This is a genomic window from [Empedobacter] haloabium (assembly GCA_008011715.2).
GTDB lineage: Bacteria > Pseudomonadota > Gammaproteobacteria > Burkholderiales > Burkholderiaceae_D > Rugamonas > Rugamonas haloabia.
The window spans coordinates 2,632,872-2,644,431 of record CP136508.1 but is presented as its reverse complement, the minus strand read 5'-3'; the positions used below and the strand labels follow the sequence as shown (position 1 = coordinate 2,644,431).

At 67.2% G+C, this 11,560-nt stretch carries 11 protein-coding genes; 1 reads left to right on the top strand and 10 read right to left on the bottom strand.

What is annotated here, in order from left to right:
- Positions 1–8 precede the first annotated feature (8 nt).
- A complete protein-coding gene (locus tag E7V67_011640) occupies positions 9–860 on the bottom strand; it encodes a hypothetical protein (protein ID WUR15722.1) in 852 nt (283 codons plus the stop codon).
- Positions 861–1,106: 246 nt separating this feature from the next.
- Between E7V67_011640 and E7V67_011635 the strand changes: the two genes are divergently transcribed.
- Positions 1,107–1,301 (top strand): hypothetical protein, encoded by a 195-nt coding sequence (locus tag E7V67_011635; GenBank protein ID WUR15721.1) that lies wholly within the window; start codon positions 1,107–1,109, stop codon positions 1,299–1,301.
- Here the strand turns inward: E7V67_011635 and E7V67_011630 are convergent.
- From E7V67_011630 to E7V67_011590, 9 genes are all read right to left on the bottom strand, one after another.
- Entirely contained in the window at positions 1,255–1,659 is a 405-nt protein-coding gene (locus E7V67_011630) for a hypothetical protein (GenBank protein WUR15720.1), read from the bottom strand. The two genes, E7V67_011635 and E7V67_011630, sit on opposite strands and share 47 nt — an antisense overlap.
- 32 nt (positions 1,660–1,691) lie before the next feature.
- A complete protein-coding gene (locus E7V67_011625) occupies positions 1,692–2,213 on the bottom strand; it encodes a hypothetical protein (GenBank protein ID WUR15719.1) in 522 nt (173 codons plus the stop codon).
- Positions 2,210–2,845, bottom strand: coding sequence for a glycoside hydrolase family 19 protein (locus E7V67_011620; protein ID WUR15718.1), 636 nt, complete (start codon positions 2,843–2,845; stop codon positions 2,210–2,212). Before E7V67_011620 ends, E7V67_011625 begins: the two co-directional genes overlap by 4 nt.
- Positions 2,842–3,270, bottom strand: a complete 429-nt coding sequence (locus E7V67_011615; GenBank protein ID WUR15717.1) for a hypothetical protein — start codon at positions 3,268–3,270, stop codon at positions 2,842–2,844. The genes E7V67_011620 and E7V67_011615 overlap by 4 nt, the downstream gene beginning before the upstream one ends.
- Positions 3,271–3,572: 302 nt before the next feature.
- A complete protein-coding gene (locus E7V67_011610) occupies positions 3,573–4,967 on the bottom strand; it encodes a hypothetical protein (protein ID WUR15716.1) in 1,395 nt (464 codons plus the stop codon).
- Entirely contained in the window at positions 4,967–5,881 is a 915-nt protein-coding gene (locus E7V67_011605) for a hypothetical protein (protein ID WUR15715.1), read from the bottom strand. The genes E7V67_011610 and E7V67_011605 overlap by 1 nt, the downstream gene beginning before the upstream one ends.
- On the bottom strand, positions 5,878–10,794 hold the full coding sequence (locus E7V67_011600) for a phage tail length tape measure family protein (protein WUR15714.1): 4,917 nt from the start codon (positions 10,792–10,794) through the stop codon (positions 5,878–5,880). Before E7V67_011600 ends, E7V67_011605 begins: the two co-directional genes overlap by 4 nt.
- Positions 10,795–10,828: 34 nt before the next feature.
- Entirely contained in the window at positions 10,829–11,116 is a 288-nt protein-coding gene (locus E7V67_011595) for a DUF1799 domain-containing protein (protein WUR15713.1), read from the bottom strand.
- A 17-nt stretch (positions 11,117–11,133) separates the two neighbouring features.
- The gene (locus E7V67_011590; protein ID WUR15712.1) at positions 11,134–11,547 is read right to left on the bottom strand and encodes a phage tail assembly chaperone; all 414 of its coding nucleotides are present in this window, start codon (positions 11,545–11,547) and stop codon (positions 11,134–11,136) included.
- Between the last annotated feature and the right edge of the window lie 13 nt (positions 11,548–11,560).

The following is an 11,560-nucleotide window of genomic DNA, read 5'->3' as shown; positions in this document are numbered from 1 at the left end:
GGTTGGGGTCAGGATGCATCGACCAGCTGGGCGATGCGCTCGCGCAGCTCGGCGTTCTCGGCGCGCAGCGCCGCGTTCTTTTCCTTCAGCTGGGCCACCTCGGCGCGCAGGTGCTCCACTTCCGTCAGCGGCTGCGAGGGCAGCGATGGTGCTTCACCGCCGTCCTCCCAAGGCGCCGGCTTGGCCGGCTTGGGCGGGCGCGACGCCGCGCGCTGCTCACGGATTTCCTTGGCCGCCTGCTGCAGGAACTTCTTGCCCCCGGCGACGGCCTGCACCTGGTCCTCGGGCGGCAACGAGGCGACGGTGGCCGCCGCGTTGATGGAGATGGTCCCGGCACGCACCGCCTCGACCAGTTCCGGCGTCGCGGTCTTCTGGATCTTCTCGATCTGGCTGATGGTATTGGTGGACAGGCGCGCGGCGCGGGCGATGTCCTCGCGCGACGTGCGCACTTTCGGCGCCACCGGCGCCTCGCCCTCCGGCTCGGGCGGCGCGATGGCCGCGTCCTCGGCCTGCGCGCGCGCTGCCATTTCCTCGGCGCGCTGGGCCAGGATGTCCTTCTTGCGCAGCGCCAGCACGCCGCGCTGGAAGTCCGACACGCTGCGCCGGCCCAGGTGATTGTCGATCATCCACAGCATGACGTCTTCCATGCTCTTGAACGTGGTGTTCTGGATCACCTTGAACGGAATGCCGTGCTGCTGGCAGATCGCGTAGCGGTTGTGGCCATCGACCAGGATGTCGTCCCACAGCACCAGCGCGTCGCGGCAGCCCTCGGCCAGCAGGCTGCGTTCGAGCGCGGCATGCTCGGCCTCCGTCAGCGGCTCGATATAGGCTTTCAGCACGTCGTTGATCTTGATTTGCATTGTTGGGTCCTTGATAAAGCAAGCGGCATGCTACACCAATCGGCGTGGGGGGCCAATGGCGGGCGAACGGGAGGGTTACTGCGGGGAGGGAGATTGCGGAAGTGCTGGTGCCTCGAGCCGGAATCTGTGCATGAGTAAAATCAAGCACTTGCGAGCGCCGTTCGTGATTTTTTCGGGGCGCTGCTGAGCTTTGGGGAGGCTCAAAGCTGGACTTGGGGGCGCAGCTACAGTGGTGCAGGAGGAATTATGGCATACAGTATGGAAAGCCGTCGCGACAGTCAGCGGGCCGAGCTGATCAACGACGTTCTACGCGCGGAACCGGACGTCACGCTGCGCGCCAGGGCGCGATTCCTGGCCGACGTCGGCGTGCCCTTCCCCGTCATCTGCCGCGTGATCAGCGAGCCGGCCCGGCGCCGTCGTCAGCCGCAGACGCAAAGTTGACCAGCCAGACCTGCTCGACGTGCTGCACGGCGCCGCCGACCAGGCGCGTCTCGTAGCCGCTCAGCACGATACCGCGGTGATCGATCCGCTCGACGACCGGGTTGAACAGCGGCGCGCCCAAGTACCCGTGGTCCGTCGTGCTCGGCTTCGCCAGCTCGGCAATGTGGCTGGCGCCGCCGCCGGTTTGCCACTTGTCGGTCGGCCGCAGGATCAGCCGCCCCCGGTGCCGCTCCGCCGCCCGATATTCGTCGGCCGTCAGCCGGCGCCCGTCCACCCGGAGGCGAACGACGGACACCGGCAGGCCAACCCATAGCGGGGTTGGTGCTGAGCAATTCATTGACACGCTGCTGCCGTTCATGGGACACCTATACTGTATGCGCGTCCAGTATATCAGTCGGCCGGCGGCGCCCCGTTGTTCAGCGCGCGGCAGGCGTCGTATCGGGCGGTGACTTCTTCGAGCTTCCGCACGAGTCGGCCTGTGTCTGCGGCGAGGCCGAGAATATCGCCAGCCACCGCTGGCACAACTGGCGCTCCAGGCTCGTCAGGCGCAGCTCCTGCGGCAGCGGGTCGATCTGCGGGCGCGGCGCTGGCTTGTACGGCACTGGCTGCGGGGCAACGCAGGCTGTCAACACCAGCGCGCATACGACGCTGAGCGTCGACAAGGTTTTGGTCATAGGTCTGTTCCTTCAGGTGGTATTGGTTGGCACGCTCGACGAACTGGTCGCGGAGCGCGCGCTCCTCGCGCCGGGCGGCGTCGGCGTCCGCGTTGTACTGCTTGTCAGCGGCGGCCACGGCGGCGGCCCAGCCCTCGTGGCGCGCATGTGACACCTCGCGCGCGTGCCACCACCAAGCCAGCGCGGCCAGCAGCACGCCAGCCACGACGGCGGCCACGAACCGCTCGAGCGCCGTCATGACAGCACCGCCAGGCAGTGACGGGTCAGGCTCAGCCGCTTGTCGTAGCCGATCGAGTCGCCCACGCGCTCGGTGCGGTGGCCCAGGTTGATCAGGTCCGAGATGCCGTCCACGTTCCCGGCGTCCGCCAGCTTGTTGCAGCCGACCTTCCACCAGTACCAGGCCGCCGACAGCGCCGCGCCCGGCACCGATTCCAGCCAGGTGCCAACGTCACCGATCACGCCCAGGGCGCCGGCCACCTCGTGATGCGCTTTGCGGCCGGTGAGCTGCAGCCAGCCGGCGCCGCGGTACCGCCAGCCGTCGCCGCTCTTCTCGTCGCCGTTGCCCATCCGGTTCGCGTAGACGTAGTTCGCGATCTTCTGCGGCTGGCGCGCGTACAGCTGGGCGCCGGCGACGCTCGGGAAGCGGCTGGGCCAGGTGGCGCGCAGCCCGGCCGCCGAGTAGTTCAGGTTCTCGCGCACGCGCTGCAGCTCGCCGCTTTCGTGCACGACCTGCGCCAGGAAGTGCGCGGCCCGCTGCGGCGTGTTGATGCAGTAGCGCGACATGGCCGCGTTGAGCGCGTTGACGTACACGCCCGCGCTGGCGCCGACGCTGGGCGCGATCTTCAGCAGTTGCTCGGGGGTCAGGTTCACAGCAGGCCCTCCTTGACGGTTTTGACGACGTCGACGGCGTCGTGCGCGATCTCGCCAATGTCCTTGCCGCGACGGCGCTCCAGCCACAGCACCAGGCCGCCCAGCAGCCACCACGCCGGCAGCGCGGCGATAACAAGGAATGGCGCGGCGGCCGCCAACAGGCCCGCCATCGCGTCGCCTCCGTACATCGCGCCGACCTGGCCGGCTGACGTGAAGTAGCTCGGCCACCACGAGTGCGCGCCGATCGCCAGGAGCGGCCCGAACGTGATCGAGCTGGAAATGGCGCACGTGAAGCGAACGACCGCCTCGCGCGCCGTGCGCGGCCACATCAGCGCGAAGCCGACCGCCGTGCCCAGCGCCGAGGCCAGGACAGCGACGCCGAAAAATTTGATCGCCGCAGCGCCGCCGGCAGTTTCGATACTCATGGGGAGAGCTTTCATAGGTAGGAAAGAAAAACCCGCCGAAGCGGGTTGGTTGTTGGTGCGCGGCCGGGGCCGTACGGCTATTTGGCGGCCGGCTTGCCGGGATCTGGCTCAGCATGTTCCGCGATAAGCTGGACGTGCAGGCGGTCCGCGCTGGCGCAGTACAGGGTCCAGGTCCAGACGAAGGTCTCATCGACCTCAATCAGCCACTCGACATGCTGCGGCGGCGGAACCTGGAAATAGCACCCTGTCAGGGAACCAGTTTCGTCAAATGTCACGTACCGAAATGGCTGTCGAGGCATGGGCTATGCGACCTTTCTGATTTCCAGAGTGGCGTACACTTCGGGCGCAGCGTTCGAGGCTCCTACGTGCATCCCCAGGCCCGTCGAGTTGTTATTCGTACTGGTGAAGTGCCGGAGCTCAAACACCTTTTGAGCTGTGATGGTCACGCGCCCGCTGACAAACGCTGACCCGGGTGCGGTGCCCCCGGCGGATGGACCATAGATCGCTGGGGAGTTGTCAGTCACGTTCCACCAGGTCAGCCGATTCATGCCCACGTTGTTGAACGGTGCCCGGGCCGTGATGTCGTAGGTTCCCATGGGTAGCGTGACCTGATTGCTCGCCAGCTGCGCCCCTGCGATCGTGCTGACCAGCACCGTGTTGAGCGTACGCGCGGTGTCGGTGTTGCCGGCGTTGGTGCCGCCTGGCGTCGCGTTCGGCTTCTGGTCGACCACGTGCAGCAGGCCGCCGTCCGCCGTGGCAGCACCGTTCGCGCGGGTTATCGCTACCCGGAATTTGGTCGTCGTCTCCGCCCAGATGTCCAGCTCGTCGCCGGGCGCACACGTGTAGCTCTGGCCGCTCGGCACCCCCTTGATGACCAGGCTGGCGCCGGCGGTCAACGTCGGCGTGCCCGACACCAGCACACGCACTTCCGCACCGGCCTGTGGCGCTGCCGCCAGGCCGGTGATGGTCGCGGAGCCGGTCAGGGTGAAGAACTCGCCGCCCGTCGTCCAGACCTCGACCGCGCCTGGCGCCGTGCCGCTGGCCACGTCGGTGCCCTTCTTCGCCCACAGCGCGCCCTCGAGCGTGCCGCCGGTGACGCCGCCGGTAGCGCCGGTCGGGCCGCGCTGGCCGGACACGCTGATGTTCCAAGCCGCGATGGTGCCGGAGCCGGTCACGCTGGTGACGTTGACCTGCAGGCTCGTGCCGGTGTAGCTGGTCACGGTCGCATACATCGCATTCGCCGCGTTGGCGACGTCGGCGATCTTCAGGTCGGTGCCAGGGGCGAACTGCTTGCCCGACTGGGTGACGAGCGTCTTGGCGCCGAGCGAGATCGTCAGCGACGTGCTGCTGCTGGCCGTCAGCGCGTTGACCAAGGCGGCGGCGGCGGCGGCACTTTCGGCCGCCTGTTCCGCGCTCGCACTGGCGTCGCCGGCACTCTGCGCTGCGCCGCTGGCACTGCCGGCCGCATCGGCTGCGCTCTGCGCCGCCTCGCCCGCCTTCGTGGTCGCCGTCTCGGCCGCTTCGTTCGCGGACGTCGCCATGTTGTTCATCTGGCCGGCCAGAACGTTCATCTGGTCGCCGCCTGGCTTCAGGCGCGCCCAACCGTCCTCGGCACGGTCGTTCCAGTTAGCCGGGTCGTTGCGCGTTGGCGTGTTAATCCCGTCGAACGCGGTCACGTTGGTTTGTGGCATTGGCATCAGATAAGCCCCATGATTGTCAGGTTGAAAATGCTGCCGCCTGGCGAAGGCAGCGTGTGATCGAAGTCGTCCTTGTAGCCCAGGCCCGACAGCGACCGGTACTTGTCCGAGAACGACCACACCAGGTTCTGGCCGTCGTACTCGGCCATGAGGCGGTTGACCTCGTCGAACATGGCCGCCGGCACGAACACCTGCGCGGTGATCTTGCGCGCCGCCGGCCGCTTCACCAGGCCGACGAAGCCGAAACCCTTGTCCTTGTAGACCGAGTTCGTCTTGAGGCGAAACCCAGCCCCCCACAGCACATTGCCGATCGCGCGCGACATGCCGACGACAAGCGTTCCGCAGCCGGCCACGCCGCCCGGCTGGCTGATGACGACCCGCACCGTGTCGCCCGGGTAGATCGGCAGATCCGACACGGTCAGGTCCGTCGCGCGGATGATCGGCTCGTCCGTCCACTCCTGCCAGGAAAAGACGTTGTCGACGAGCGTCCGGTAGTGGCGAGCCTCGCGCACCGTCGCGCCGTTCATCACAGTCACGTCGACGGTGGCCGCATCCAACCCGCCCAGGTAGAGGGAATTGGCTCGACCGGGCGTCAGGATAACGTCGATGCTGCCTGCGTTCGTCGTGATCGTGCTGTTGACGGCGTCCAGCATCGAGAACCGGTTTGTCGCTTGCACGTCCAGCCAAGCCGCCGGCGATCCCGCCGTGCTCTGCTCCGGGATCTGGTTCGTGCTCGCCGCGCCGGCCTCATAGATGCGGTGCGTGGTGTCGCGCCGCACGCGCTGGCCGACCGTATACGCCGTCGCGGCATTCCACAGCGGCACCGTCTCCAGCACGTTTGACGCAGTCAGCATGCCGCCGGCGGCGACAAGGTCGTCGTCAGCCCATGCTGGCCGAATGATTCGAAGGGTCATGCAATCTCCATTTCATTGCGGGTTCGTACGCCGCGCGTATCGACGTTTTCCATCGCATTTGCGCCGCGCTTCGCTTCACCGATGAGGCGCGACAGGCCAGCGGACATGAGCGTTTCGAGGGACTGCAGGCGGGCCTCCATGCCAGCGAACAGAGACGCGCTTGCACCGTTCGAGTAGATGCGAGAGGGGCCGGTGTTCTCCAGCTCCGGCCCGTTCTCCCCGACGATGCGCCAACCGCCTTCGTGCGCGCCACCAGCAGCAAACCCTTTCGGGTGTAGCTTCTTGTATTCCTCGCTGGCCATGAAGCCGGCGCGGATGCTCTCGCGCGTCTGGCCGAGCCTGAGCGCCTCCTCCCAAGAGTCCACGCCGGCCGCTTCGCCAGTGCGGCCCAGCAGCTCCTTGTAGAGCGACTGGATGTAGGCCTCATCGGAACCCGCCACGGCGTTGCCGACGTTGACGCCCGCGCCGGCCTGGCCGGTCCAGTAGTCGATCTCGGATTTCGACGCGTCGCGGCCCAGGTACTGGTTGTAGGCAGCCTGGGTGGCCGACGGCGCCGCTGCGACTGGGTTTTTCATCGCTGCGGCGATGGCCGCCTTCAACGCCTCCAGCGCGACAGGGATCGCCTGCACGCCGGTCGCGACTCCGTTGAGAATGTCGACCTCCTTCTGTGCGGCCTCCAGGATCTTGTCCAGCCGCTCGGTCTCGGCCTCGTAGGCTTTCGTTGCCACGTCCTTCTGATCCTGGAGCAGCTTCAACTGCTGCTGCTCGGCCGTCAGCTTGGTGCCGGTCAGACCGGACAGCTCCGCGATGGTCGACGCTGCTTGCGCCATATCGCGCTGGTAGTCAGCCATCGACGCGTAGTCATCAGCATTGCCGCGCGAGACGGTTGACAGCGCATCACGCAGCGAGTCGGCGTCAGGCAGCGGGCCGCCGGCTTTCGCGATCGCCAGTGCGGTCTGGATCTGCGCCTGAGCCGCGGCGCGCCCGGCCGTCTCCTGTCCCGGTACCGCCATGCCGCTGAGCGTGTTCTTGAGCAGGTCGGAAAGCGCGGTGGTCTTCGTGATCGACGCCGAGACGCCGTTGATCGACGTCTCCAGCGACTTCATCACCGCCTCGTACGCCGAGGTGACGGCGTCGCGCTGGCCCTTCACGGAGCGCGCGACCGCCGACAGCGCCGTATCCACGCCAGCCGATAGGACGGACGCCGCGTCCTTCAGCTGCTGCAGCGCGTCGGCGGCGGCCTTTACCGCCCCGGCCGCGTCGGCGTCCGCGACCTGCTTGGCGTAGTCCGCGACGGCCTTGAACTGCGGCGCCAGGGCGAGCAGGCCGGCGTACGTCTTGGCTCCGGCCTCGGTCGCCAGCGCGCCGGACTGCGCCAGGCTTACGACGGCCGCCTTGAACTGCTCGTTCGTCGTCACGCTGGCATAGCCCAGGGCGGCCAGCTGCTCGGTAACGAGCTTCTGCGCCGGGGCCAACTGCTCGGCCTGCGTCAGGAAGTTCTGCGCGAAGAAGGACGACTGCGACGCCAGCGCATCCACGCCGCCGGCCAGCTGGACCAATCGATCGCGTGCCGCCAGCGACGCCACGCCGACGGCGCCAAAGGCCTGCTGGCTCGTCAGGCCCAGCGTGTCCAGAAGAGCATCGACTGTCTTGAACTCGCCCGCCAGTCGCTGCAGCGTCGTCGACGCCGTCTCGCCCTCCTTCACGAATGACTCCAGGCCCGGCACTACACGGTTCGCCAGCTCGTCGCCGATGCCAGCGAACATCTGCGCCAGCAGCGCCTGGTCCTTCGCCTCGTCGCCAGTCAGGGCCACCTTGATCTGCTTCGTGTACGAGGTCACGACGTCAGTCGGCACGCCCAGCGCGGTAGCGAATGCTGCCGTGCTGTCCTTGATGGCCTTGTAGGCGGTATTCAGCCCGGCCAGCTTGGTAGCGTCCAGCGCGGCCGTGTCGGTACCGGTCTTGTCGCTCCGGAACCAGCCGCCCTTCTTGATCCAGTCGGTGTACTGCGTGCCGTTCTCGAGCGAATCGACGCCGAACATGCCGGTGATGCCCTGGGCCGTCGTCTCCTTCCCGCGCCGGCCGAACGCGCGGTTGACCACGCCACCCGCCAGGCCGGCGAAGTTCAGCAGGTTGCCGATCCCCTCGACCTTATAGCCGTTGGCGATAGCCTTGGCGCCGAAGTAGCTCGCGACGGCGGCGGCAACCATGGGAACGTATGTCGCGATGCTCGCGCCAGCGGTCAGCCCCGACGACACAGCCGTGTTGCCGGCCTGGGCATACGCCGCTGCCGCGCCGGCCGTGTTGGCGCCGCCCGAGATACCGGCGCCCACCGAAGACAGCCACTGCGAACCGGCGAGGTTGCCCGCGCTGCTGACGATGTTGCCGAGCGAACCGTTCAGGCCGGCCGAAAAACCGTTCCAAATCGTCTGCCCTGCCGACAGCAGGCTCGTCGCGTTGCCGATGCCGCCCGCCCCGGCGGCGCCGCCGCCGCTAAAGTTCCCGGTAACGACGGCCTGGATCGTCGGCCGCAGCACCATGGTCTTGAACATGTTGATCGTCGTGTCGCGCAGATTCTCCGCGAACGACTTGCCGCTTTCGAAGCCGCGCATGAGCGAGTCCGTCAGCGCGTCCTCAATCTGTTCCGCCATGCGCTTGGCCGCCGCCTCGGCCTCCCGCGTGGCCTCGACTGCCGCCTGCTTGAATGCGCCGTCGCGCTTCAGGCGCGCCAGCTCTCGCAGTGCTTCAGCCTGGGCGCGATACTCGGCCGACATGGCGCCGGTCAGGTCAATCCCTTCCGCGATATCCGCGTTCTGGTCTTTGATCGCGGCCTGGTCTTCCAGCCGGGTTGCCGTGAGGTCGGCCAGCGCCGTCGCCGACAGCCCTATCTGCTCGTTCGCTTCTTCCTGCGCACGCACCTGGCCTGTTATGCTGTCGCGGTACGAAGTCTGCCTTTCCAGCGCGTTCGCGTAGTTCTCGGCCGCCGTGCGGTTACGCTTCACCTCCAGCTGGTTCAGCTGGTTCTCGGCCTGCAGGCGCCGCGTGATGATGTTTTCCTCGACCGCCGCGATCTGGCCGCGCAGCGCAGCCTGCTCCTTGGCGCTTTTCTGCTTGCCGCCGGCCAGGGTCAGCTCTTCCTGCAGCCGGGCCTTCTCACGCTCGAACGCGCCGATGTCCAGCGCCTCGACGGCTTGGATGTACTGCTCTTCCGCGACCAAGCCGGCCGCGCGGTTCGATTCCAGCAGATCGCGTGAGCGCTTCGCCACCGATTCCTCGACGGCCGCGCGACGCTTGATGGCCTCGATCTGCGCGTCGATGCCATCGTTGGACTTACCGGACACCGCGCCTGATGCGCTTTTCCGAATCGCGGCAACACGGTCCTCGATTTCCTTGTCCGATACGCCGGCCGCCAGGCCCTTCCGGCGGGTCTCAGCGATTTCCTGTTCGAGCTTCTGCTCTTTCGTCAAGAGCTTGAGCCCCTGCTCCTTCCAGTCAATGGCCGCCTTGTCCAGCGCTTGACGACCAGTCTCGATCGAAACCAGCCGGTTCGCAGCGTCGGCCTGGCTCTCCAGCTCCTTCTTGTAGGCCTGCGCGGCTGCAATGTCCTGGCGCAACTGCTGCGAAATGCGGTCGTCGCCCTTGCCCTGCGCCACGCGCTCGGCCAGGCCGGACTGCTTGTTCATCAGCACGTTCGACGCACGCTCCAGCTTCTGGCCGACCGTTTCCTCGCGGCCGACACCGAGGATCGTATCCCAGGTCGAGGCCGCGGCGTCCTTGACCGCACGCCAGCTGCGCTCGATCACGCCGAGACGGCCTTCCAGCTTCTTGGACCGCTCGTCGAACGCGTCGATGTAGGCTTGCTGCGCCGTGGCCGCTGCCTCTTCAGCACGGCCCTGTTCCAGCAGAGCGCGAATCTGGTCATAGGTAGCCGCTGTCAGGTAGTGATACTGCTCGCTCAGCTTCTTGCTGGCCTCGAGCGGGGCCTTGCCCAGTGCCGCCAGATCAGTGACGGTATCCTCTACGCTGCGGCCGACGTTGCGCTCCATCTCGATCGCGACGCGGCTGAAGCGCTCCAGGTTATCGCCGGCAACCTGACCACTGGCCGCCATAGCGGTCAGCGCCTCGGCTGCCTTTCCCTGCGTGCCTACGACGGCCCCAATGTTGCGCGCCATGTCGGCAATCTGGCCAGACGTGGTGCCGGCCGCATTGCCGGTCTTGGCTAGCGCGCGATCGTAGCCGTCGGCTTCCTTGCTACCCTGGTTGTACGCAACAGCCAATGCAGCGGCACCGGCGGCGGCCAGCGTGAACGGATTGACCAGTCCGGCGATGTAGCCGCCCAAGGCGCGCGCTGCGGCGCCGGCGCCGCCGAACATGTCGCGCAGTTGGCCTCCCTGCTGCAGGAAGACGGTCAGCGGCGCCTGGCCGCCCTGGAGCGACGTCACGATGTCCGTAAATTGCGCCGGCACGCCGCGCAGCGCGGCGGCGGTCTGCGCCGCCGACACACCCACGCGCGCCAGCGCCGGGTTGGCGGCATCGACGGCGGCTGTCGCGGCTCGCTGACGCGCTGCCACGGCGTCCAGCTGATCCAGGTACGGGCGCAGCGCGTCGCGGTTGACGCCGCGCTGGTTCGCCAGGGCCTCGTAATACTCGCGGCTGGTGCGAGAGCCGGCTTCCATCGTAGCCGTGGTGCGCTGGATGGAGCCGATCAGGCTGCGGGTGGCCGCGTCTACACGGGCGGCGGACCGGTTTGCGCCTGCGCCGACGCCGTCCATAGCGGCCGCGCCGGTGCCGCCGAAGTTCTGGATGGTGCGGCCGGTGCGCGTAACGGCGGTCTCGGCGCGTGCCAGCCCGGTCTCGACGCCGGTCGAGTCGACCGATAGTTCAATGTTCGCTGCGCCGACGTTGTTGGTCATGGGTGCCTCAAAAAAGATGGCCGCACGCGGCGGCCTATTTGCTATGCATCGCGTCCAGCGCGGCGTACTCCATCACGCGCACGTCCGCTTCCATGTCGGCGTATTCGTCCTCCGACAGGTCCATCCGGTCCATCTTGTGGAACGCGACCAGGTACCGCAGCCCAGTAGCGCCGCCCATCCCCATGTACCACTGCGTGCGCAGCGTCTGGAATAGGCGCACCACCGGCGCGTTCTCGGCCCACACGTCGACAACCGTCGCCACGTCCTCCGGCGTCAGGCCCCAGGCCGCGAGTTCCTCGACGCTGGGCTGCTTCTCGTACATGGCCGTGGCGACGGCTTCTAGTTTTTTGCGCGCGCCTCCGCGACGGCCTGGGCGTACGCGATCGAGATGGCGTGCAGCGCGCCCGGGTACTCGTCTTCGAACTGCAACAGGTTCTCGGCGGTGAATTCGTCGTCAAGACCCCAGCCGTCAGCGATCTGCAGCACGTGGTCGGTACGGGCCTTGTCCACTGCGGCATACGATTCCGCGATGGTGATCCGCTTCGGCGCCTCGCCGTCGGCCGGCGTGGCAGCCGCGGCTTCCTTCGCTTCGGCCTCGGCCTTTGCGATATTGGCGTCGACCAGCTCGGCGAACTGCTTGCGCGTGCGGTAGATGTAGCTGATCTCCAGCGGCGCCGTGGTGCCGTCCAGCAGTACGATGTCGATGGTTTTTTTGAAATTCTTCGGGTTGTCGCCCAGGCGCAGTTTTTTCATTGTTGGCTTTCAG

Excerpts from the sequence above, each read along its gene's own strand:
- E7V67_011640 (WUR15722.1), bottom strand. The coding sequence starts at position 860 with ATGCAAATCAAGATCAACGACGTGCTGAAAGCCTATATCGAGCCGCTG.
- E7V67_011635 (WUR15721.1), top strand. The coding sequence starts at position 1,107 with ATGGCATACAGTATGGAAAGCCGTCGCGACAGTCAGCGGGCCGAGCTG.
- E7V67_011630 (WUR15720.1), bottom strand. The coding sequence starts at position 1,659 with ATGAACGGCAGCAGCGTGTCAATGAATTGCTCAGCACCAACCCCGCTA.
- E7V67_011625 (WUR15719.1), bottom strand. The coding sequence starts at position 2,213 with ATGACGGCGCTCGAGCGGTTCGTGGCCGCCGTCGTGGCTGGCGTGCTG.
- E7V67_011615 (WUR15717.1), bottom strand. The coding sequence starts at position 3,270 with ATGAGTATCGAAACTGCCGGCGGCGCTGCGGCGATCAAATTTTTCGGC.
- E7V67_011610 (WUR15716.1), bottom strand. The coding sequence starts at position 4,967 with ATGCCAATGCCACAAACCAACGTGACCGCGTTCGACGGGATTAACACG.
- E7V67_011605 (WUR15715.1), bottom strand. The coding sequence starts at position 5,881 with ATGACCCTTCGAATCATTCGGCCAGCATGGGCTGACGACGACCTTGTC.
- E7V67_011600 (WUR15714.1), bottom strand. The coding sequence starts at position 10,794 with ATGACCAACAACGTCGGCGCAGCGAACATTGAACTATCGGTCGACTCG.
- E7V67_011595 (WUR15713.1), bottom strand. The coding sequence starts at position 11,116 with ATGTACGAGAAGCAGCCCAGCGTCGAGGAACTCGCGGCCTGGGGCCTG.
- E7V67_011590 (WUR15712.1), bottom strand. The coding sequence starts at position 11,547 with ATGAAAAAACTGCGCCTGGGCGACAACCCGAAGAATTTCAAAAAAACC.